Genomic DNA, 23911 nt, shown 5'->3' on the forward strand with positions numbered 1-23911 from the left:
TTATTTCTTATTATATTATATAGGATATCTTATCAACTTTAAAAGCTTTGACTATGAGGGGGCACGCTATGTTTATCAGAACAGAACGAAGCGTAAAGGAATTTTTCCAGCTATATCCCGTTGTAACGATTATTGTCGGGATTAATATATTACTTTGGCTTATTATCGACTTTTTAAATTTAAGAATTGGCAACGAATTAAGATTCTACGGAATGGGGATTAATGCCGGTATTGCTGCCGGAGAATGGTGGCGGCTGATTACACCAGTTTTTCTTCATGCCGGGGCCATGCACATGCTGTTTAATTCCTTTTCGCTTGTGTTATTTGGTCCTGCCCTCGAGCAGATGCTTGGTAAAATCAAATTTATATTAGCTTATTTCGGGACGGCTGTTACAGCAAATATTCTTATCTACTTCATAGAATCACCTAACTATGCACATTTAGGTGCATCCGGAGCGATTTTTGGTTTATTTGGGATTTACGTTTATATGTCTATTTTCCGAAAAGATTTAATCGATCCATCCAGCATTCAAATCGTCGGGGTGATTGTAGCCATTGGACTGGTTATGACGTTTTTAAGGAGCAATATTAGTGTGTTAGGGCATTTATTTGGTTTATTCAGCGGTTTTATTTATGCCCCGCTGCTCCTCGCTGGTGTGAAAAGTTATTCTCCCTGGGCACGGCCCCGTCCGCGAAAAAGAAAATACGCAGATGATGATAACGGTCCACAATTTGACCCGGACCGCTGGAATAAAAAACGAAAAATGCCAGAGGCTATCCGAAAAAACATGCTGTGGATAATTGTAGGTATCATTGCTGTTTTATGGTTATTAGGACAGGCAAATATATTATAAGCTTTGGATAAAATAATCAGCTGGACATGCTATTTTCTCATGTTCAGCTTTTTTATTTTGTTGAAAACTTGAAACCTGTATAAAAAAATTACCTCCCTATGCTATAATAATGACACCTCGTACTTCCCTCAAATTAAACAAAGGAGGTTTCCTATGGAAATCTGCACTTCATTAATCTTTTTCCTGATTGGAATCATTTTTGGTTCATTTTTTATGGTTGTAGGTATTCGTCTTCCGCAAAAAATCTCATTTACTCGCGGGCGCTCCAGATGTCCTTCCTGCAGCTTTCAGCTTGCTTGGTATGATAACATTCCCATTCTATCTTACATCTTTTTAAAAGGCCGCTGCCGGAAATGCCGCTATAAAATCCCTTGTTTATATCCACTGACAGAAGCTTTTACAGGCTCCCTCTTTGTGATCTGTTACTTACATGCAGCCTCTTCTATGGAACTGCTTCTTTCCCTTATTTTTATGTCGTTATTAATTATAATTATCGTAACGGATTTATGCTATATGCTCATTCCTAATAAACTGCTTGCTTTTTTCCTTCCTGCTTTTATTCTCTTCCGTATAATAGAACCATTAGATCCCTGGTGGAACTCTGTCGCAGGAGGACTTGCCGGATTTCTAATTATCTTTATTGTAATATTATGGAATAAACAAGGGATGGGAGCCGGAGATATGAAATTAATGGCTTTGCTCGGCATTATATTAGGACCGTCTCATATGATAGCAACTTTTTTGCTGGCTTGTATTTCCGGGGCATTAATCGGCAGTATTTTATTATATTCGGGATTCATTCAGCGGAATAATCCCTTCCCTTTTGGACCTTTTATTGCTTTTGGAGCTATCCTTACTTATTTTCTTGGAGAGGACATGATTCAATGGTATTTGAATTTATTTACCACGTAAAAATGCCAGTAAACTAAGTGGCCAGACCCCTATAATATATTTTCTTCAAGTAAAACAAATAATACAAATATGACGATTAAGATTTTAGCTTAATTCGCGATAACTCTAATATATTTATAATGATAAAGCCTTTGTAAATTTGTTACTACAAATTTACAAAAACATATGTACAAATACCATTATTTATGTCTATAATAATATTGATTAAAATATAACAGGATAAATAAGTAGTGGCAGAAGCACGGAACAAACGGTACAATGAAGGTAAATAATATTATCTATTCTATAATTAGAGGGGGAAAAATAATGAATATTATCCAAGCAAAAAATTATCAGCAGATGAGTGAGCTTGCTGCAAAAAAACTGATAGAGCAAATAAATAGAAAATCAGATAGTGTACTTGGTCTGGCAACCGGTTCAACACCGGAAGGTCTATACGAAGAAATTATTAAAGAGCACAAAGAAGGCAATGTTTCCTTCAAGGATATTACAACCTTCAACTTAGATGAGTATGTCGGGCTCTCTAAAGACAATGATCAAAGCTATTACTATTATATGCACAAGCTTCTGTTTGACCATATTGATCTAAAAACCAATCAGGCTAACCTGCCCAATGGGGATGCAAAGGATTTACAAGAAGAATGCAGCCGATATGAAGCGTCTATTCAACAAGCCGGCGGCATTGACATTCAAATCTTAGGAATTGGCTTAAATGGCCATATCGGGTTTAATGAGCCGGGGACACCATTCTCCATACAAACACATATTGTTGACTTGGATGAGTCAACTCGACATGCCAATGCCCGCTTCTTTGATTCCATTGATGAAGTACCATTACAAGCTATTACGATGGGTATTGATTCTATTATGCAGACGAAACAAATTATTCTCTTAGTATCTGGTTCAAAAAAAGCAGAAGCATTAGAAAAATTGGTAAACGGCCCAGTAACGGAAGATTTTCCGGCTTCCATTTTACAAAAACATCCAAATGTAACGATTATTGCTGACCGCGAGGCATTGTCTGAGCTTTCTCAATAAGGAAATATAAAAATTAAAGCATTGACCAACATATGATGGCCAATGCTTTTTTCATTGTATTTATTATTTACTCTTAACGGTCATCCCGTCTTTTACGCTGGAAATTCCCTTTCCCTTTGCGATTTCTGCCGCCTTGGTTTCTTCCACCTTGGCTGCGCCCTCCGTAATAGCGTTTGTTATTACTGCGTCGATTATTATCCTTTGAGCTCTTAGCTTTTTTCACACTGATTGGTGCTGCTGAAGAAATACGTACTGGTGTATCTCTTCTTTCTTTTGTCATCATACTGATTGCAGCAGCAATCACTGTAACAGAATCATGATCATCTAATAATTCCTTCGCAGCATCAAAATAAGGCTTCAAATCTTTTTGATCAATGGCTTTTTTCATTTTATCAATGGTTACTTGCTGCTGTCCGCGTTGCGCATCCTGATTAGTAGGCGGTGTCAGACGCTTCATTTTACTTTTTGTTGTTTTTTCAATCAAGCTTAAATGAGCCATTTCTCTTGGTGTGATGAAGGAAATAGCTTCCCCGGTTTTCCCTGCTCTGCCAGTTCTTCCGATACGGTGAACATAGCTTTCAGGATCCTGCGGAATATCAAAGTTGTAAACATGGGTTACACCGGAAATATCTAATCCACGGGCTGCTACGTCTGTTGCAACAAGAACATCCACACGTCCCTGTTTAAATTTATTTAATACAGACATACGCTTGCCTTGTGTTAAATCTCCATGAATCCCTTCAGCACGATAGCCTCTTGCTTGAAGTCCTTCTGTAATTTCATCCACACGTTTTTTTGTTCTGGCAAAAACGATAGCTAATTCCGGAGAATTGATATCCAAATGATTATTTAAAGTATCAAACTTGAATTTCTCTGGAATTTCAATGAAATATTGGTCAATATTTTCTACTGTCATTTCTTTCGCTTTTACTTTTACTTCTTTTGGCTCTTTCATCAGTGTTGTAGCAATATTACGAATTTCTTTCGGCATTGTTGCAGAGAAAAGCAACGTTTGTCTGTCTTCCGGAATACCTTTAAGAATTTCACGAATATCATCAATAAAACCCATGTTAAGCATTTCATCCGCTTCATCAAGAACAGCTGTATGCACCTCATCAATGCGAATGGTTTTGCGGCGCATATGGTCCATTAAACGTCCTGGTGTAGCCACCACAATTTGCGGGCCGTCTTTTAATGCACGAATCTGACGGTCCATTGGAGATCCTCCAAAGATTGCAAGTGCCCGTATACGCTTGAATTTAGATAGACGGTTAATCTCTTCGGCTACCTGAATAGCAAGCTCACGCGTAGGTGCAACAATTAACCCTTGTACCTTTCTCAGCTTAGGATTAACTTTATTAATTAATGGAATACCGAATGCAGCAGTTTTCCCTGTACCTGTTTGCGCTTGTCCAATAACATCATTTCCTTCCAGCGCATATGGAATAGTTTCTGCCTGAATAGGAGTTGCTTCTTCAAACCCCATTTCTTCTAAAGCTTTCATTATTGGCGCAGAAACACCTAGTTCATTAAATTTAGTCACGTAATCGTCGACTCCTTTTTGTTTTTTATTGCAAAAGAGGCCTTATAAAGAGTTTCTCATACTTTTCATCTTATTATACAAACCAGTAAAATCCCTGAGTCACCCGGACAAAGAAGCAAAGAGTTATTTACATCATTCTGCTTTTATATAAATTTATCATGGAGGATCGTCCATAAAATTTTTATCTCGAGTCAATCAGGATGTTGGTCACACAAGTGTCTTCAACGGCAGAGTAATTACAAATATTTTGACGGAACAAGTGACCTGAGCCCTGGAGCGTGAAGTTCTCAGCTTGTGTTCCATGCTGATTTAGACGGGAGATAACGGACCCTGGCTCCCTGAATCACTCAACTCATCTTCAGCGGAAGAAAAAATGAATTCCTTTACTGAAGGAAGCTTCGCTATATCATATTTACTGATTTACTACCTAAAAATTGCTGATTGAATGAATATTTCACTCCACATCAGCAATTAAACGAATAACGTATTTCATGTGCGTATTCATTATCAACGTTTAAAGTACAAAAAAGGCATAACCAATTTCAATAAGGTAAGAGGCCTCTATAAAAATGCTCCCTTAATCATACCATACTTATAAGCCATATATCCAGTACACAGATTAAAATGATTTTTTTTTCGTAACATGATAAAATGTAATTGGATATGTATGCGTGTACACTAGGAATTTCCAGCTTCATTTTATATAAAAAACGCTCTTTTTTCAATGAAGCTTATTAAAAATACACGATACGCTCACATATAGTTCTTCGCGTTGAACGAATTATTCTATCAAGAAGAACAATCCATAATGATGAAAATGCGAAAAGGGAGTTATCACCATGCGTCAGTCCGCTTTCAACCCCAAAGCAGCAATTGTAATTGGGGTTCTTTCTATATCTACATCAGCAATTTTCGTCCGGCTTGCTTCAGAAGCATCTGCTTCTATCATAGCAAATTATCGTCTTTTATTTGCTGTTTTACTCTTATTGCCTTTTATTTTATTTCATTATAAGCATGAGTTTAAACGTATTACCACAAAAAATTGGTGGCTCTCCATTCTTGCCGGCGTCTTTCTTGCTCTATTTTTTATTTTGTGGTTTGAATCATTAAATTATACCTCTGTTGCCAGCAGTGTTGTGCTTATATCACTCCAGCCAATCCTGGCCTTTGTTGGGACATACTTTATCTTTGGCGAACGTTTTTCATCCGGAGCTGTTATTAGCATATTCATTGTTTTACTTGGTGGATTAATCATAGGCTCTGGAGATTTTCAATTATCTGGAGACGTACTATACGGAGACATCCTTGCTTTACTTGGGGCAATTGCTGTAACGATTTATTTTTTATCTGGTCAGCATGTCCGGAAAAATGTTTCTCTGATCACCTATACATTTATAGTTTATAGTATCAGTGCCGTTACATTAACGCTATTTAATGTAATACAGCAGGAAAATTTCTTTTCTTATCCGGCCAGCCATTGGTGGATTTTTATCGCTTTGGCGATTATACCAACTTTTTTAGGTCATTCTCTTTTTAATTGGTCGTTAAAATGGTTAAGCACATCTACCATTTCTATGGCTGTTGTATTTGAACCTGTCGGAGCAGGTATCCTTGCTTTTCTTATTTTAAATGAAGCACCAACCTGGGCCCAATTTCTTGGAGGAACGATTATCGTAATCGGATTATTTCTGTTTATCCTCAGTACTTCACGGAAAAAAAAGATTACCATTTCAACAAAAAATCATAAGTAAATACTCATAAAGTAGGTGAAGTAATGACAATTCAATTAATGACAGACAGCTCTGCTGATTTACCCGTACTCTTAAAAAATAAACTTCATGTAGAAATTGTTCCTTTGTATCTTCATTTTAGTGACGGTCAGTACACTTGCGGACAAACGATGAATATTGAATTATTTCATAAGAAAGTGAAGAAGCTGGGCGAAGTTCCGCGTTCAGCGGCACCCAGCCCAGCCGATTTCTATGAAGCATATAAAAAAGTTTCACCGGAGAAGAAAATTCTGATGTTAAGTATATCAAGTGAGATAAGCAGCACTTATGCAAATGCAGTAACAGGAAAAAACATGTTATTAGAGGAAGAACCTGATCGTGTTATCGAGGTACTCAATACAAAAACTGCTTCCTGTGGTATATGTCTGCTTATACATGAAGCGAATAAAAAAATAGAGGAAGGGTATTCATTCAACGAACTTGTCAGTCATTTAACAGAACGCATTGAACAGACAGCTACTTTATTTGTATTAAAAAGTTTAGATAATCTTGTTTTAGGCGGCCGTTTAGAGAAAATTAAAGGAAAAATTGCAAAGACATTAAATATAAAAGTGCTTATGAAAGCGACAGATAAGGGCGCTATTGATGTCGTAGAAAAAGTACGCGGAGAAAAGAAATCATTACAGCGGTTCATTGATCAAATCGGAGAATACGCAGAGGATACGGAAAATAAAATTATTACAATGACCTATTGCCGGGATAAAGACAGAGCGCTGAATGTCTTGGAAAAAATTCGCGGCAAATATGCTTTTTATGATGCTATTTTAGAGGAGTCCGGTCCGCTTATTTCTACATATGGCGGAGAAGGTGCCCTCGTTATTTCATTCTTTAAAAAATAACATGGAGCCAATTTCTCCAAGCAGCTGGTTAAAGCCTGGTTCCAGAATGTTCTTTTTCTTTACTTTGAAATAAATGAAGAAAGGCCGGGGTTTTGTCCCGGCCTTTCTTTTATGCAGGTGATTCTGTCAGAAAACCATAAATCATATTGTTTAATGTGTCTTTATCGGTACCCAGGCAAATTAAATGTTTTGACCTTTCAAAAAAGACAACTTCTTTTTTTTCAGAGTGAATTAACTTATCTAAATAGTATGCTGTTTTATAAGGCACCATTCCGTCAAGCTGCCCCTGGGCAATTAATACCGGCGATTTTACTTTGTCCAGATATTTTCTTGTAAACCGGACAAGCTTCATGAATTCAAAATGCGCTTTTAACGGTACAACTCCCATTTTCTTTTTATAGTGATTAAATAGCTGATTTTCTTTTAAATGACCTCGCAGTCCATCACCAATTACTGCTGCAGCATCCAGTCCAAGCTGCTTTAAGCATAGATATTTTCCTGAAGTAGCCAGGAGTACAAGTCTGTCAATTTTATACTTCGCTGCTAAATAGGAGGCAATCATTCCTCCCATAGAAAATCCGATAACATAAATTGTTTCAAACTGTTGGATAAGCGTTTGCAGCTCTTCTTCTGCTGCTTGAATCCAGCTCTCATAAGAAGCATTCTCCAAATTTAACTCTGTGCCATGTCCCGGCAAGGTTGGCACCTCAATATGCCAGTCCGTGTTGTCTCTTAAATAATTTGCTAATGGCTCCACTTCATAGGGCCCTCCAGTGTACCCGTGAATAATTAAACATCCAATCATGATTTTCTACTCCTTCTCGTAAATTACACTTTAAAGTGCATGTTCAAAAAAGACCTGAATGGGTTTCAGAAGATTAAGACGGCGCAGTGTTATGATGACTTCTGCATTACCCGCGTGGGGCAGGCGGTATGAGTAGAAGACCCATTACCTCACCGCTAATCATTGGGATATTTTTTAAACATCTTCTTAAAGGAATCTCCTCCTGACAATTTCAGGAGGATAACCTTATCATCTCTTGATTTTGTTGATATATACCTACATGAACCCTTTTACAAAAGTGCTAAATTGTTTCACAATGGGAGAAACTTGATGGTAAGTACTTGCTATTTGCCCAACTTTACTGATTACAGTGTCAAAATTTAATGGATTGCTCTCACTTGTCCCTCCATTGTTTATGCCTTGCTGCGATTGACTTTGCTGTTGAGACATCAAATATTGTGTTGGTAATTCCGGCTTTGAAAATAATTCATATGGAGTAAACTCTTGCCTCGTATTTCGCTGATTTATATTTGAAGAAGTTGGTATATAAGGATTATCTTTATTCAATCCGTTGGGGAAAGTATGCCTTTGGTTCAATGGCCGATGTTGCACATCTATCACCTTCTTCTGCCTTTTTGAGTTTAAGATTACTGCCATTTTATGCATTAGAAGGCTTACATGTGCAAATCACTTTCTATACTTAAACACATTTTCAAATGAAAAAGTATCATCACTCGAATCACTAATTACTCCTAATTCATAAAGGATTTTATTTTCCTGATTTCCTTCTATTTTCTTACCATCGATAAAAATTGTCGGTGTTCCAAAAACCTTCATTTCCTGCAATTCTTTTAAATAATCTTTATTTTTCGTCACGTTTTTTAATTCGTAGGTAACATCATTTTTATCTAGAAATGCTTTCACCTTGTCAGATGCCTCACTGCCTTCGCTGACAAATAATGTAACCTTCTTCATAAAAATCCTCCTACCGGTTCCTGCTTTGTAGTGCGTGTTCAAAAAGTACGAAGAAAAGGACCAAGAAGTTCAAGGCGATAAGCTTTTCCCAAACGGAGCATATGCTTTATAATACGTGAGTAACGCTTTTGGTGGAGCGAGTAATCGCAGTCCCATTGGAAAAAGCTTATCAACGCAGAAATTCGCCGTGTCATTTTTATTGGACTTTTTGAACATCCTCTTATATTCACTTATTTTTAGTTACCCTATTTTTTTATGTATAAAACTTACTCAGCAGATTTTTTCATCTAAAAGAACAATCCATTTTATGGTTATTCAAAAGGCTTCCGTTGCTCTTTTTTCAAGCTGCATACAAAACACCAAAGCAGTGTAAACTTTGGTGTTTTTAAAGTTATTATCAATCATCTTCATAATCTATTTCTAAAGAAAGAATGTCTCCAGTTTCTCCATGGATATCAATATCAGCTTCTTGATGTCCATTAACGAGCTCCAGTTCATAAACATATCTGCCATCATCAAAGTCTAATTCAATTTGTACGACTTCTCCTTCAAATTCCTGTTTCGCAATCTCAATTGCTTTCTCCTGCGCTATCAGATTGCTTTTATTCTCCCCGCTGCTATTTTCTGCATTAGTTTCCTGCTGTCCAGCAGCTTCCAGATTTCTATCATCGTTGTCTCTGTTCTCATTATTTTTATAATCATCGTCAATTTCTTCGTAGACAACTTCTCCTGATTCAGCATCTATTACTACATCATACTCTTGTTTATCGACGATAATTTCTGCTTCATAATAAAACTTATTTCGTTCTTTATCCAGCTCTATTTCTTTAACTGTTCCCTGATATGCTTCTTCTAATTTTTTAGTTGCCTCTTCAATGGTTATATTTTCTCCTGCAACAATTTGCAGTTCTCCTTCTTTTGAACTTGACGCTTCTGTATGATAAACCCCAGCTCCGACAACTCCTGCTAATATAGCTGCTCCTGTAATCATTCCAATTTTTTTATTCATTTGTTTTTCCTCCTTATTTCTTATTAATTACATCTTACCCGGTAATAATGACAACACCATTTGAGTAAGATTAGAATTTCATGAGAAATGGATTGTCAGGAAATTAAAATCGAAAACAGGAGCTTTTTACTCTTTTCTTAGTATTATTATTCCGCTGTCTAACTATGTTACTGTCTGACAGTAAAAAATCTGGGCGAATTTAAATTCTAAGCGCAGAATTTTGAATTCATCCAGATTTTTCAAACACATATTTATTAATCATCTATATCAATTTCAATCATAACTATGTTTCCCGTATACGCATTAATCTCAATCGATGCTTCGTCTTCCCCGTCAACAATTTCAATTTCATAAATATAAACACCGTCGTCCGAGTCCAATTCCAGATCTGTTACTTTACCCGGAAATTCCTTGAGAGCAATTTCCTTAGCCTCTTCATGTGTCAGCATAGCATCATTTTCTGTTTCTTGATTATCTGATTCGGATTTCGATTTTTCTTCGGCAGGCTCTGAATCACCAGATTCCGAATTACCCTCTGCAGCATTTTCTTCCTTTTTCGTCTCACCTTGTTTTTCTGTATTGTCCTCTTGATTATTTGCTGTTTTTTCTACAGCTGTTAAGTCAATCACCTGTCCAGTATCTCCGTTCAGCTTTAAGAAATATACACCTTGATCCTGTGTGACTTCCATCTGGTATACAGGCTCCCCGTCTTCAACACTCAGCTCCGGTTCCGAGTGCTGACCAGGATATTGAATATTAACAAGTTCGATAATTTCTTCTGAATTAAGTTCCGGGCTGGAGGTTGTAGCACTTGTCTGGTATACAGTTAAACCGGCGATACTGAGAGCAATCAGCGTACCAATCACCCAAATCATTTTCTTACGCACGTCAAATCACTCCTTTCTTTCAGTATAAGCGGTATTTTTTATGAAAGCATGGCAATTAGATTAGAATTTGATGAGAATGGCTAACATCCCTTTATTTAGTAAGTTTTTAAAAACGTGATATTTCTTAAACCTTTTGGGAAAAGCTTTTGCTGTACTTATTGTTTATGATTTTGTCCCAGCTCCCAAGTAAATGTTGAGCCTTTCCCTACTTCGCTTTCCACGGTAATATTCCCCCCATGTGTTTCAATAATTTCTTTAGCAATAGCCAGTCCCAGACCAGTTCCGCCTGTTTCTCTATTTCTCGCCCGGTCAACACGGTAAAAACGGTCGAAAATCTTCTCTTGCTCTTCCTTGCCAATTCCTTCTCCAAAGTCCTTAAATTGGATAAAGCTCTTTTCCGCATCCGAATACATCGATACAAGAACATCCTCTTCACTATATTTCAAAGCATTTTCAATTAATATATACGGGATTTGCTTTAATTGATCTATATTTCCGTAAATTTCATAATTTCCATTCTCTGCATCAAGCTGAATTCTCCGCTTGGGATAGGCGTTTTGAATGGTCTGAATAACTTGTTCTACTACCTCACGTACATTTACTTCCTGCTTTTTGTTCTCGTTCTTATGCTTTGCTAATAGAAGCAGCTGCTCTACAAGCTTTTGCATCCGATCAGCTTCTGAATCAATTGCTCCTACAGATTCATCCAGTAATTCAGGACGGCTCTTCCCTTGACGCTCAATAAGCTGTGCGTAGCTTTTTATAATCTGGATAGGTGTTTTTAATTCATGGGAAGCATTGGATACAAAGGCTTCCTGCTTTTCAAAGTTTTCTTTTAACGAATCAATCATTTCATTAAATGTGATTTCCATTTCATAAATTTCGTCCCTGGAGCGTTTTTCAACGTCTATCTTCTCCCAGTTTTCGCCTTTATAACGTCTTTCCATATCAATCTTTTGCCAATTTTTATTATGGATATTCCGCTGCATTGTATCCTTTAACTTTTGAATAGGTGTTAATAGAAAGCGGCTGAGTACGATACTTGCTATAATTGTCGGAATTAATATTACAGCACTGGAGAAAAGAAGAACATAAGTTAAGGTTCTCATCGTTTCATCTAAATAGACCAGTTTATTAGCTACATGTACGGTGACAATATCTCCGTTTTCCCAGATAATCGGCTTTTCGATTATAGCGTAATTACTTCCTGCATCATCCTGAACAATACGACTTGTTTCCGATGTTGTGTAGTTTGCTTCCAGACTTGCGTACTGACTTGATTTTGTTTGCGATCGAACAACATTATTTCCTGTCTCATCAATAATCCGAATGATTCCGTTTGCTGGCAGATACGCAGTCAATAGATCCCGCATTGTCTCCGTTGAGGTAGAATTACTTTGGGAAACAGCAGCAACAAATGCATCTGTCTGTACGCTCAGCTGATCAATCTCTCCATTTGATGCTGTACGATTAAAGAGAAAATAAATCGCTGTATGAGAAATAACGATTGCTAAAAACATAAAAACAGAAGAAAATAAGATAATTTTTTTTCGTAATGTCATTGGCTTCCTTCCTTAATGGAGTAGCCTACTCCACGAATCGTTTGAATAAATGCCTTATCATATCCCTTATCAATCTTTTGGCGCAGGTAACGGATATATACATCTACCACATTCGTTTCACCAATGTAGTCAAAGCCCCAGACTTTTTCTATTAATTGATCCCGTGTAAGTACTCTATTTTTATTTTCCAATAAACATACTAATAAATCATACTCTCTTGGTGTCAAATCAATAAAGTCCCCTGAACGGGTTACTTCATGGGCTGCTGTATCTACCAGTAAATCTCCTGCCTGCAGAGTTTCCTTGCTGGAACCGGCCTGAACCGTTTTTCGTAAATTAGCACGGATTCGGGCCAACAATTCTTCAATTTGAAAAGGCTTCGTAATATAATCATTTGCTCCAAGATCAAGGCCGTTTACTTTATCATATACTTCATCGCGGGCAGTTAATAAAATAACAGGTGTTTCATTCCCCTGCCTGCGGATTCTTCTTAACACTTCTAAACCGCTCAATTCAGGTATCATAATATCTAATAAAACAAGTCCCCACTCTTCTTTTTCTATATATTCCAGAGCTTGTTTGCCATTTGATGCAACTGTTGTTTCATAGCCTTCATAATCTAATTCCAATTGCAAAACACGGCTGATTTTTTGTTCATCCTCTACAATCAGTATTCTTTCTGACATTGGCCGCGCCTCCTTCTCTCCCAGATAATAAATGATTGTACAAAAAAACTGTCACCAATAGCTGCTTGAACAATTATCTTTGGAAATAGTTCTACTTCATAATAAAGCAGAACTGCATATTCGTTCAATATCTTTTGGAGACAGTTTATTTCAATGTAGGGGCTAAAACTATGTCAGCAATCGCTTAGCCTAATTGCTGATTTAAGAATTCTGTAACAGAATCCGGTGTTTTGGTATACGCACTATGCTGATGTGCTATTTTTTCACCGTTTTGAAACAGAAGAATACTTGGGATACCCATTACTTCGTATTTTTCAGCTAACCCGGAGACTTCATCACTGTTTACTTCATACCAATCATAGTTCTCGAATTCTTCCATTACTTCCCCGATAAACATATCCATCCGCTTGCAATCCGGACACCAATCTGCAAAGAATTTTATAATTACGGGTTTCTCACTTTGAATAATTTCTTGAAATTCTGCTTCTGTATTAATTGTCTGCATCATTATCTCTCCAATCCTTATTTTATCGCGGTGTAACTGACTATAAGACTCCAACTTTAAGAAATGGAGGAAATATTTCATTTCTAAGTGGGAGATCCAACAGCCAGTAACGGCCCGATTGGTTCGGGCCTACAGGATGTAGGTCACAAAGGCATTGCGACACGACGTCGCGAACTTAGCCTTTGTTCCTCGAATAGCGGGGAATGAAAGACCCCCCACTCAATGAAGTTTCACTTTATTTATATTCTAATCTTCCTAATGCCAAGGCTGCAATCAATCCGCCTATAAATAAAAGTACGGATACGATAATATTTCCGGCACCAGTTGGAATACCTGGAAAGACAATGGTTATCGCACCAATAACAAGCCCGATGATAACTGCGTACGTACTTGTAAAATAATTCCTTAAAAAGTAAGTAATAATTTTACTCATAGTAATAAATCCAATTGCAATCCCCGCACCCGCTACAATAATAATAGAAAACTGAAAATTACTAATCGCTCCCATTATCGTCGGATATACACCGAGCAGCATCATTATCATCGATCCGCTTATTCCCGGAATAATCATAACACTACTGCCGATAAAACCTGCTACAAATAATAAGATATACGTACTTGTACTAATATCTTCAATAACCTGTCCTTCATTCGGATTTAAAATTCCTAATCCACTGACAATAACAAACCCGATAACCAGCAAAATATAATGCTTTGCCTGAAATTTTGTTTTTCCTTCTGCCTTTTGGTATAAGAAGGGAATCACACCAATTACCAGCCCTAAAAAGAAAAATTGGGTTTGCATTGGAAAATGGGTAAACAACCAATCAATCACTCTGGCAAATAAAAATATAGCTGTAACCATACCAATCCCTAATGGAACTAAAAAGCTGAGGTGTTTCTTCCAATCCTTACTGAAAAAACCGCTTATCGATGCAATCAATTGTTCGTAAATGCCTAATAGTACAGCAATCGTTCCTCCGCTTATTCCCGGAACAACTTCAACCGATCCCATAATTAAGCCGCGATATACATTTTTCCACTCCATATATTCTTTTTCTCCTTCATCTTTCGTTACTCCCAAATCATTTTATCAAAAGTAGTTCAAAAAATATACTTTAGAAAAGGTTTCTTATTAATTACTTCTCCACCAGTTCAATCATCTTGTAAAGAAGTATTAAAACATTTACATATCAAAATGCTTCTATCATGACGATAGTTAATAAATCCTTTATAATATTTGTATATATTAAAACGTGAAAAGAAACAATACGAAATAATCATCATATATTATCATATGTATTACTGTGTTCGATTTTTTAGGGGGCAGAAGCATGAAACGCTATTTGACAGTAATTCTATTTGCAGTAAGTATTCTTATTATCTACATTGGGGCTAAATTACAAATTTATTGGAGCGGTATTCTTGCATGGGGACTCGCATTGATTTGTCTTATTTTTGCAGTACACTATTCGAAGTATATCCCAAACGAAAAAGCCTCTAAAAAGAAAAAGAAGGAAATATGAAAAGTCTCCCCGCTATCCATTTTGCCGGCGAGGAGATTTTTTCCATGTCCTCCAGTTTATTCTATTTCCCTCAAGCTGCTAACCCTTTTATCCATCTCAAGTACATTCAATTTCGTATAAATAAAAGTATATAAACTATCATCGCCTAAGTATGCTCTTCCTGTCTGTATATGCAGCACCCCCATCTTACTGTAAGTGAAATGGATTTATTTTAAGAAGTGCGTAATAATAAAGTGAAGCTTTATTTTCTGAGGCCTTTTTGGAAAGTATGGGCTGATTACTCGTCAAGACTGTCGGGGTTGTGATTACTCGCCCCATCAAGACCGTTGGGGTTGCGATTACTCACCCCATGAAATGCGTTGGGACTGCGATTACTCGTCCCATCAAGACCGTTGCATCATGTTGAAATAATAAATATAATGAATTTATTGGAGAGAGTTTCCTAAAGCAGAATTGGGGGTTCAAAGTACACATGATTAAAGATATAAAAGAAAAATATACAATTCACTGTCAAAATGAATATGACCCATTACAGCAAGTAATTGTTGCTCCGCCAGATTATATGAAAATCACAACGGTTATTAATGAAACACAGTCCCATTATGCAAAAGAAAATATTAATATTAGCAAGGCAACGAAGCAGCATCATTTTTTTGTAGAAACATTGGAGTATCACGGGGCAGAAGTGATCTCCCTCTCAACAAAGCCTGACTTAAATGAGCAAGTCTTTACAAGGGATATTGGTTTTACGCTCCATGACAGATTATTCGCAGCTAATATGGATCGGGATATTCGTAAAGAAGAAACAAGAATTCTTAAAAATTGGCTTCATGAAGAGCAATTGGACTATACTTCTTTTATAAACACAAGTATAGAAGGCGGAGATGTAATTATTGATAACGATCAGATCTGGGTCGGTTTAAGTCAACGTACAAAGCAAGCAGCCGTTGACTATCTTCGCGAACAATTTCCTCATTTACAGATTACAGCCATTCCATTGCGGTCAGATATCCTTCATTTGGATTGTGTATTTAATATCCTGGAGGGTAAACACGCGCTGATTTATCCTGATGGATTGAGCAAGAGCGCCTATCAGATATTATCAGAACAATATACATTAGTGGAAGTAACTAAAGAGGAACAATTCAGCATGGCCCCGAACATTCTGTCTATAGGGGATAAAAAAGTGATTAGCCTTCCTGAAAATAAACGGGTTAATAATACGTTGAAGGAGCTTGGTTATCATACTATAGAAGTCCCTTTCTCTGAAATTATCAAATCTGGAGGGTCATTCAGATGCTGTACACTTCCTCTTTATCGTAGAAAATCATAAAAAATTACTTAAAAAGAGCGGGAACGGATTCAAGATGGATGAATCCGTTCCCGCTCTTTTTACAACACTATATACACGCGTTTAGACAGCTGCTTTTCAACCCTCCTTCGATACTTATAACCATCCGATTACTTCAAACATCTTTTTTCTTTTATCAAAAAGGAGTATAATAAAATAATATGGATAAATATTTATTTGTAGACAACTAAATCATTATTTTTAGAGAATTCTATTTTGTAAGAGTATACATAGAAGAATTTTAGATTAGGAAGGTTTGTGACAATGATGAGGAAAGATACGAATCAAACAGATGTCATTTTAATCGGCGGTGGAATCATGAGTGCCACGATTGGTTCCTTATTAAAGACACTGCAGCCTGAATGGCAGATTAATGTTTTTGAAAAGCTTGGCCAGACAGCACAGGAAAGTTCTGATGCCTGGAATAATGCCGGGACGGGTCACTCCGCTCTATGCGAGATGAACTATACACCTGAACAGGCCGATGGTTCACTCGATATTACAAAGGCAGTAAAAATAAATGAACAATTCCAATTATCTAAGCAATACTGGTCTTATCTTGTTAAGCAGGGTGTATTGGATAATCCAAGTGACTTTATTCAAAACGTACCGCATTTAAGCTTTGTAGAAGGTGAAAAAAATGTGGAATTTCTAAAAAAACGTGTAGAGTCTCTTGTTAAAAATCCATTATTTAAAGGTATGGAAATAACAGATAATGAAGAAACCTTAAAAGAGTGGATTCCTCTTATGATGGAAGGCCGCAGTAAAAGGGAACCTATCGCTGCTTCCAAAATTGACTCTGGAACAGATATTAATTTCGGAAGCCTGACACGTAAGCTGTTTAATCAATTAGAAGAACAGGGAACACGCCTTTACTTTAAACATGAGGTAGAATCCATCGGACGCACGAAGGATAACTTGTGGAAAGTAAAGGTTAAAAATCTGTTCAATGGAAAAGTTTCTTATCACAAAGCTAAATTTGTATTTATTGGAGCAGGCGGCGGCAGTCTTCCATTATTGCAGAAAACAAATATTCCGGAATCGAAGCATATCGGCGGCTTCCCGGTGAGCGGTTTATTTATGGTTTGTAATAATCCGGAAGTTGCAGAGCAGCATCACGCTAAGGTTTATGGAAAAGCTAAGGTTGGAGCACCGCCAATGTCAGTGCCGCATTTAGATACACGATTTATCAACGGTAAACGTTCCTTACTATTTGGACCTTTCGCAGGCTTTTCTCCTAAGTTTTTAAAAACAGGTTCAAACTTCGATCTGTTTGGATCCATTAAACCTAACAATGTAACAACGATGCTTGCAGCTGGAGCAAAAGAGATGGCACTTACAAAATATCTTATTCAGCAGGTACTCCTCTCTGACGAAAAACGTATGGAGGATTTACGTGAGTTCATCCCTAATGCCAAACAGGGAGAATGGGATATTATTGTAGCTGGACAGCGTGTACAAGTTATTAAAGATACAGAAACAAGCGGAAAAGGAACTCTTCAATTCGGTACAGAGGTAATTACTGCAGAAGACGGTTCCATCGCAGCTTTACTTGGAGCCTCACCAGGGGCATCTGTTTCTGTTGATGTAATGCTCGACGTCTTGCAGCGCTGCTTCCCGCATCATTTTAAAAAATGGGAGCCAAAAATTAAAGAAATGATTCCATCCTATGGTATTTCTTTATCAGAGCATCCTGACTTATTTGCTGATTTAAATAAGAAAAATAATGAGATGCTTCAATTGGATGCGGAAAAAGAAGTGTTATTAAGCTGATCATTTAAGCACTATATATTCCAGTGGTTATTAAAAAAGGCTGGAATATCACTAGCAAAAAATAAAAAGGAAGGAAGTTCACACCGGATTGTAATGTGAACTTCCTTCCTTTTTTAATCATTTATAGGCAGATATATATAAAAACTGGTAGAAATAATGTATCTTCTCAGATCGGCTGCCATAAGGGCAGAGCTTCGTTCATTTTCCGCTTTGAATCTTCCTTATACATAAAAACGATAGTGACTTTTTATTGAAAAGTCACTATTGTTGTTTTTATTAGGCTTTGTCCCAGCCTCTTTACTTTTATCAAACTACTTTCACCGGCGCCCAGGAAACAGCATTTAATATAAAGGATGATAATTCTTCTTTATATTTTTCAACTTCCTCTGAAGAATGCTGAAATAAAATTAAACCTCTTGCCGTAGATTCAATTAACGATATAACAAATTCACTGTAATAGCTGGTATTGATATTTTCCCTAATCTCTCCGTTCTCTTTCGCAGCTTCAAGATAATCAGCAATGAGATCGTATAAAGGACGATAGATAACCTTCCATTTATCTACATCTCCGCTTCTTGTAATGCCTGCATAAACAATAGAAGGAATGGTTCTATCCTCCTGATTTACTTCAAAGATACGGTCTATCGCTAATCGTAAATTAATATCCAGTCCAGCCTTTACATTCCCGTGCTCTGTGAGGTATTGTGTATAATTGGAAATGATTTGCTGGGCCAGATCCGGGAGAACATCCATTTTACTATTATAGTATAGATAAAAGGTACCTTGAGCAATTCCAGCATTCTTTACAATCTGAGATACACGGGTTTCCTCCAGGCCTTTTTCTTTAAAAATATGATAAGCACTTTCCAGAATAAGTTCTTTTTTATTCGCCGTTTTAGCCATTTCGACGCCACCTTTTAAAAAAATTAAAACTGACTGATTGTCATTCATTTATATTTATGATACCATACTTTTAGGAAAAGTTGAACACAAAAAATAAATTGGAGCCGTTTTGGGCACCCTGAACTGCACACAGCTATTTTCTTGATTAACCATTAAATAATGAGACCTGCGATTACTCGGTCTATTAAGATCGTTGCTATATTTTTGTTTGAGAAAAGAGGAGAATTTTTTTGAAAAAAGCTTTTAAAATTACAAAACAAGATATGAAAAACATCATTCGTGTTCCTTCTGTTCTTATTTTGATTATCGGATTAGCGATCCTCCCTTCTTTTTATGCTTGGTTTAATATAAAAGCATCCTGGGATCCATACTCCAATACACAAGGAATCAAAATCGGCGTAGTCAGTGACGATGCCGGCACAGAAGTAGAAGGCCGGTCCATAAATATGGGAGACGAACTGGTAGAAAACTTAAAAGAGAACGACTCCTTAGGGTGGCAATTCGGTGATTCCATCGAAGAAGCAGATGAGAAGGTTTATAAAGGGGATTACTTTGCAACGATTCATATCCCGGAAAGCTTCTCTGAGGATGTAGTCAGTATACTTAATGACGAACCAAGGAGTGCGATTGTCCAGTATAAGGTAAATGAAAAAATCAATGCCATTGCTCCTAAAATGACAAGTGCCGGGGCAACACAAATCACGGAAACCATTAATGACGAATTTGTCCAGACAACGGCAAAAACATTACTGGAAGAATTTAATAATGCAGGAATTGAGCTTGAACAAAATCTGCCGACTCTGCAAAAAATTAAAAACGCAGTTTATAATCTGCATGACCATATTGGAGATATAGATAAAGCAGGCGATCTTATTGTCGAGCTGGATGAAGACCATGATAATATTCAGGGCTATGCCGATAAATTGGAGAGTCTTGGGGAGTATGAATCGAATATCAGAGAAGGCGGAGATCAGATTCTGACTGCTCAATCCCACCTGGATGACATCAATAGACTGGGAAGTGCTGTTGTTGAATTAAATCAGGCAATGCCTGATATCGAAAACGCGTTAACCCGGATCAGCTCTATTCAGCAGTACTTCCCTGAAATTAATCAGGGACTGCAGGACGCCTATGCAGCGAGTATTACTGCCGGTGATACGTTATCGAACGTACAGGCACGTATTCCGGAAATTAATAATCAGATTCACGATTATCAGAATCAGGTGGACCAGGCTCAGGATACATTAGATGAAGCAGAGCAGGCAAAAGACGAAGTTGCAGAGCTTATTAACAGTCAAATAAACGACGCCGGAGAGATAATCAATGGTCTTCCTTCTTTTGATTTTGGTACAGAAGAATCCGTTACACCTGACTTTGTAAATAACGTAAAAGACTCTGTCGGTGATTCTCAAAATACAATTGAGAATATTCTAGAGGAGCTTCGTGATTCTAATTCTATAGAGCCAAATGAGTCTATTGAAAAATTAAGCAGCTCTGCAGACGCTGCAAGAGAACAGGGAAGCGAGCTTTCTGCCGGCCTGGATGACATGCTTACAAAATTAGAAGAGGATAATGTTACAGAGGAAGATGTAAATACTTTAAATGAGGCAATTGCTAATTATCAGACCTCCTTCAATAATGCTAAAGAAGATTTAGCAAGTGCTGAGTTTGTTCCAGACACACAAAACAATGAAGAAAGCAACGACAATTCTGAAGAAGACACGCAGCAGGATGGTGAAGAGACAGATAATCCTGCAGAGGATACACAGCAGCGTGATGAGGAAATTGATAATGCAATCAATGATCTTCATGAAGATACCGTCAAAGCCTTTGATGAAATTTCAACCGTATTAGATCAAAATATCGACCTGGCAATAAGTAATATCCGGGCATTGCCTACATTAATTGCCATGAAAGAAAATCCGGATACAGAGGAATATGCAAATGAACAGATTAAAGCTGTTCAAGAAAGTATCGAAGGTCTTCAGTCTTCCGTTACAAGTACTCAGGACTCGCTTGCATTACTTGAGGCTCCTGAAAACAAAGAAGACTTGGAAAAAATCAAAGATACACTGGAAAGCAATGGTTCTAACTTAAATGAATTAGTTGACTTTCTGAATAACAGTGATTTTGATCTTAATCAATTAGAGGATATGAAAGACAACGCAATAACTAATTTAGAATCATTGCAATCCTTTAATGAAGACACATTGAATCCCTTTATGAACAATGCGTTCACTACATTGGAAAATAAATTAAATGATGCAGATTCAAAATTAGACGCTGCTTTGGATTATACAGCTTTAGCTTCTGATTATTTAACGCAGGCTTCAACCATAATTAATGATTCACAGTATTATTTAAACCTTTTAAATGAGAATTTACCATACTATGAAGAACAGTTCAGTGATGTATCTGATACCGTAAATCAATACTTCCCCGACTTTAAAAATGGTGTGGATATGGCAAGTTCATTTTTCCAAAATGATATGCCGCATTTAGAGGATGAAGTAAATAATCTAGCTGGATTTGTTACTAATGATATGGATGATTTAATTGAACAATATAAGAATTTAAATTCTCTTGTTCAGGATAATTTACCAGAGGCACAGGAAGCAATTGCTGAAATGGCAGATTTCATCCGCAATGATTGGCCGGGTTACAAAGAAGATATCCAAAATGCCTATGACCGGATAAAGCAGATGGAAGATGATCAAATTATTGAAGAATTGATTTCGGCACTGCAAAATGATTTAAGCGACGAAACGGAGTATTTCTCACGTCCCGTACAGCTGGATGAGGAAAAACTCTTCCCGATTCCAAACTACGGTTCTGCCAATACACCATTTTATACCGTACTGGCACTCTGGGTGGGTGCATTATTGCTTTGTAATCTGGTTACAACAGAACTAAAAGATAAAAACAGAGAAGAATTCAGCTTAAGGGATATTTATCTCGGAAGGATGGCTCTATTCTTAATAGTAGCTGTTTTACAGGCAGTGATTGTTTCACTCGGTAATATCTTTATACTGGATGCTTATATGGCACACCCGGCATACTTTACACTCTTTAGTGTTCTGATTGCACTGGCATTTATGATTATTGTCTATACGATGGTTTCCCTATTTGGAAACGTCGGAAAGGCGATTGCGATTATCTTTATGATCCTGCAATTGTCAGGCGGCGGAGGAATGTTCCCGATTCAGGTAGCGCCGGAATTTTTCCAGGCAATTCACCCGTTCCTTCCTTTCACATATGCTATCGACATTCTCAGGGAGGCAACCGGAGGAATTGTATGGTCTGTTGTATTTAACAGATTCCTGATACTCGCCATCTTCCCGGCTATCTTTATTCTATTAGGATATACATTCCGTCCATGGATTGCGCCACGGGTTCATAAAGCCTATGTAAAAACGAAGAAAAGTAATATGGTTGATTAATCTTTAAAAATGAATTCAAACAGCCCGGCCATCTATTGTTTTAGAAGCGTCGGGCTGTTTTTTTACCCAGTTAATAGCCTGGACTTCAGATTATAAAGGATTCTAAGAAAGCAAAATACGTTGCCAAGAAGTTCTTTAACAATGGCCGGTTTTCTAATAAAATGAATAGTATCGTTTCTTTTTAAAAGCCTTTTTCCCTGCTACGCTCTGAAAATGTAATAAATAACAACGGAGGTTTATTGTGAAGTATTTCATCATGGTTCTGCAAATCAGTGTATTATTTCTTTTTAATTTTATTGGACAATTTATTCAAGGATACTTCTCTCTCAGTATTCCCGGCAGTCTGATTGGCATGCTGCTGCTTTTTAGTCTGCTGATTTTAAAAATCCTTCCTCTGACATGGATTCAATCTGGTGTTGATTTTCTTTTAAAAGATATTCCTTTTTTCTTTATCCCGGTTACGGTAGGCGTTGTTCAATACTTAAGCTTTTTTTATGGTAAAGGCAGTCTCACGATACTGCTGGTTGTCATAAGTACCTTCTTTGTTATCGGCGTCAGTGGAACAGTAACGAATTTCTTATTAAAAAAAGAGGTGAAATCATATGAGTAGCTTCTTTATCGGAATAGTTTCTATTGCAGGCGTATTTATTCTTTATCAATTTTCAAAGAAGATGTACAGTATGAAGCCCAGCCCGTTTACGATGCCTATTTTCCTGTCAACAGCCAGTATTGTCATCTTTTTAATTTTAACTGGAATTCCTTATGAAACATTTATGATTGGCGGTCAGTGGATTGATATTTTTCTCGGCCCTATTGTTGTTTCTTTGGCAGTTCCTTTATATAGGGAGATTCATTTAATTAAAAAATATGCAGGAGCGATAAGCATTGGCATATTCGCCGGTTCCCTGACAGGTATCATTACTGGAATAGCAGGAGCAAAGCTATTTGGGTTTGAAAGCTGGCTGATTCAATCTGTCGCAGCCAAGTCCGTCACAGCTCCAATTGCTATCAGTATTACAGATACAGCAGGAGGGAATGTTTCATTGGCTGCTGTCTTCGTCATGATAGCAGGTGTCAGCGGTGCAATGTTTGGACCTGTTATTTTGAAAATTTGCCGGATCCAGCATCCTATTGCCAAAGGTCTTAGTTTCGGGACCGCTTCCCATGCTATCGGGACGGCAAAAGCTTTAGAAAACAGTAAAATAGAAGGTGCTATCAGTGTTTTATCTATGACGATCAGTGCGGTGGTTGTTTCTTTTCTTGTTCCTGTTTTCTTATTTGTTATGTAATATATATATCCAAGCAAATCTGCACAACATCTATCTATAAATATTGTCTCCATTGAAAAAAAGGCTGTTGAGATTTTTATCATTATATAAAAATCTCAACAGCCTTTTTCTTAATCATAAGCAAAAATAAACCATAACATCTAATAATTCAAATTATTTTGTCTTTTACTCATTCATGTTAAGATGAAAAAAAGTCATATATTTAGAAAGGAGTAATAGACTTATGCACTTTTTAACCTTTCTTA

The 23911-nt window shown here is 37.1% G+C and carries 22 protein-coding genes; 11 read left to right on the plus strand and 11 right to left on the minus strand.

What is annotated here, in order from left to right; genetic code table 11:
• Positions 1-68 precede the first annotated feature (68 nt).
• The 3 genes from BN1068_RS18920 to nagB all read left to right on the plus strand — a co-directional run bounded on the left by BN1068_RS18920 (position 69) and on the right by nagB (position 2804).
• The gene (locus BN1068_RS18920) at positions 69-854 is read left to right on the plus strand and encodes a rhomboid family intramembrane serine protease (protein WP_077604387.1); all 786 of its coding nucleotides are present in this window, start codon (positions 69-71) and stop codon (positions 852-854) included.
• A gap of 153 nt (positions 855-1007) precedes the next feature.
• A complete protein-coding gene (locus BN1068_RS18925) occupies positions 1008-1766 on the plus strand; it encodes a prepilin peptidase (protein ID WP_077604388.1) in 759 nt (252 codons plus the stop codon).
• 306 nt (positions 1767-2072) lie between these two features.
• Positions 2073-2804: a glucosamine-6-phosphate deaminase gene (gene nagB / locus BN1068_RS18930; protein ID WP_077604389.1), complete on the plus strand. Its 732-nt coding sequence runs from the start codon at positions 2073-2075 to the stop codon at positions 2802-2804.
• A 73-nt stretch (positions 2805-2877) separates the two neighbouring features.
• Here nagB and BN1068_RS18935 read toward each other — a convergent pair whose 3' ends face one another.
• Positions 2878-4347 carry a degradosome RNA helicase CshA gene (locus tag BN1068_RS18935; RefSeq protein WP_077604390.1) on the minus strand — a complete coding sequence of 490 codons (1470 nt, stop codon included), beginning with the start codon at positions 4345-4347 and terminating at the stop codon, positions 2878-2880.
• Between the two features lie 839 nt (positions 4348-5186).
• On the opposite strand from BN1068_RS18935, the gene BN1068_RS18940 reads away from it, so the two are divergent.
• Both BN1068_RS18940 and BN1068_RS18945 read left to right on the plus strand, forming a co-directional pair.
• Positions 5187-6098 carry a DMT family transporter gene (locus BN1068_RS18940; RefSeq protein WP_077604391.1) on the plus strand — a complete coding sequence of 304 codons (912 nt, stop codon included), beginning with the start codon at positions 5187-5189 and terminating at the stop codon, positions 6096-6098.
• A gap of 23 nt (positions 6099-6121) precedes the next feature.
• The gene (locus BN1068_RS18945; protein ID WP_077604392.1) at positions 6122-6976 is read left to right on the plus strand and encodes a DegV family protein; all 855 of its coding nucleotides are present in this window, start codon (positions 6122-6124) and stop codon (positions 6974-6976) included.
• Between the two features lie 109 nt (positions 6977-7085).
• Here the strand turns inward: BN1068_RS18945 and BN1068_RS18950 are convergent, their stop codons facing one another.
• From BN1068_RS18950 to BN1068_RS18990, 9 genes are all read right to left on the minus strand, one after another.
• Positions 7086-7781: an alpha/beta hydrolase gene (locus BN1068_RS18950; protein WP_077604393.1), complete on the minus strand. Its 696-nt coding sequence runs from the start codon at positions 7779-7781 to the stop codon at positions 7086-7088.
• A 255-nt stretch (positions 7782-8036) separates the two neighbouring features.
• Positions 8037-8372, minus strand: a complete 336-nt coding sequence (locus tag BN1068_RS18955; protein ID WP_077604394.1) for a YppG family protein — start codon at positions 8370-8372, stop codon at positions 8037-8039.
• Positions 8373-8447: 75 nt separating this feature from the next.
• On the minus strand, positions 8448-8735 hold the full coding sequence (locus BN1068_RS18960) for a glutaredoxin family protein (protein ID WP_077604395.1): 288 nt from the start codon (positions 8733-8735) through the stop codon (positions 8448-8450).
• Positions 8736-9132: 397 nt separating this feature from the next.
• Positions 9133-9744: a PepSY domain-containing protein gene (locus tag BN1068_RS18965; protein WP_077604396.1), complete on the minus strand. Its 612-nt coding sequence runs from the start codon at positions 9742-9744 to the stop codon at positions 9133-9135.
• A 254-nt stretch (positions 9745-9998) separates the two neighbouring features.
• Complete coding sequence (locus tag BN1068_RS18970) at positions 9999-10631, minus strand: PepSY domain-containing protein (RefSeq protein ID WP_077604397.1); 633 nt, start codon at positions 10629-10631, stop codon at positions 9999-10001.
• 155 nt (positions 10632-10786) lie between these two features.
• Positions 10787-12193 (minus strand): sensor histidine kinase, encoded by a 1407-nt coding sequence (locus BN1068_RS18975; protein ID WP_077604398.1) that lies wholly within the window; start codon positions 12191-12193, stop codon positions 10787-10789.
• Complete coding sequence (locus tag BN1068_RS18980; protein ID WP_077604399.1) at positions 12190-12879, minus strand: response regulator transcription factor; 690 nt, start codon at positions 12877-12879, stop codon at positions 12190-12192. Before BN1068_RS18980 ends, BN1068_RS18975 begins: the two co-directional genes overlap by 4 nt.
• Positions 12880-13063: 184 nt before the next feature.
• A complete protein-coding gene (locus tag BN1068_RS18985; protein WP_077604400.1) occupies positions 13064-13384 on the minus strand; it encodes a thioredoxin family protein in 321 nt (106 codons plus the stop codon).
• A 235-nt stretch (positions 13385-13619) separates the two neighbouring features.
• Positions 13620-14432: a DUF368 domain-containing protein gene (locus tag BN1068_RS18990; RefSeq protein ID WP_077604401.1), complete on the minus strand. Its 813-nt coding sequence runs from the start codon at positions 14430-14432 to the stop codon at positions 13620-13622.
• Between the two features lie 286 nt (positions 14433-14718).
• Here BN1068_RS18990 and BN1068_RS18995 point away from each other — a divergent pair, with 286 nt between their 5' ends.
• The 3 genes from BN1068_RS18995 (at position 14719) to mqo (ending at position 18034) form a co-directional block, all read left to right on the plus strand.
• Positions 14719-14910 carry a hypothetical protein gene (locus tag BN1068_RS18995; protein WP_077604402.1) on the plus strand — a complete coding sequence of 64 codons (192 nt, stop codon included), beginning with the start codon at positions 14719-14721 and terminating at the stop codon, positions 14908-14910.
• A 472-nt stretch (positions 14911-15382) separates the two neighbouring features.
• On the plus strand, positions 15383-16243 hold the full coding sequence (locus BN1068_RS19000; RefSeq protein ID WP_077604403.1) for a dimethylarginine dimethylaminohydrolase family protein: 861 nt from the start codon (positions 15383-15385) through the stop codon (positions 16241-16243).
• 285 nt (positions 16244-16528) lie between these two features.
• Positions 16529-18034: a malate dehydrogenase (quinone) gene (mqo, locus tag BN1068_RS19005; RefSeq protein ID WP_077605166.1), complete on the plus strand. Its 1506-nt coding sequence runs from the start codon at positions 16529-16531 to the stop codon at positions 18032-18034.
• Positions 18035-18340: 306 nt separating this feature from the next.
• Here the strand turns inward: mqo and BN1068_RS19010 are convergent, their stop codons facing one another.
• Positions 18341-18937 carry a TetR/AcrR family transcriptional regulator gene (locus BN1068_RS19010; protein ID WP_175637202.1) on the minus strand — a complete coding sequence of 199 codons (597 nt, stop codon included), beginning with the start codon at positions 18935-18937 and terminating at the stop codon, positions 18341-18343.
• A 230-nt stretch (positions 18938-19167) separates the two neighbouring features.
• On the opposite strand from BN1068_RS19010, the gene BN1068_RS19015 reads away from it, so the two are divergent.
• The 3 genes from BN1068_RS19015 (at position 19168) to BN1068_RS19025 (ending at position 23666) form a co-directional block, all read left to right on the plus strand.
• Positions 19168-22377 (plus strand): YhgE/Pip domain-containing protein, encoded by a 3210-nt coding sequence (locus BN1068_RS19015; RefSeq protein WP_077604405.1) that lies wholly within the window; start codon positions 19168-19170, stop codon positions 22375-22377.
• 241 nt (positions 22378-22618) lie between these two features.
• Positions 22619-22987 (plus strand): CidA/LrgA family holin-like protein, encoded by a 369-nt coding sequence (locus BN1068_RS19020; RefSeq protein ID WP_139344889.1) that lies wholly within the window; start codon positions 22619-22621, stop codon positions 22985-22987.
• Positions 22980-23666 carry an LrgB family protein gene (locus BN1068_RS19025; protein ID WP_077604406.1) on the plus strand — a complete coding sequence of 229 codons (687 nt, stop codon included), beginning with the start codon at positions 22980-22982 and terminating at the stop codon, positions 23664-23666. Before BN1068_RS19020 ends, BN1068_RS19025 begins: the two co-directional genes overlap by 8 nt.
• Positions 23667-23911 lie beyond the last annotated feature (245 nt).

Source organism: Oceanobacillus sojae (assembly GCF_900162665.1).
GTDB lineage: Bacteria > Bacillota > Bacilli > Bacillales > Amphibacillaceae > Oceanobacillus > Oceanobacillus sojae_A.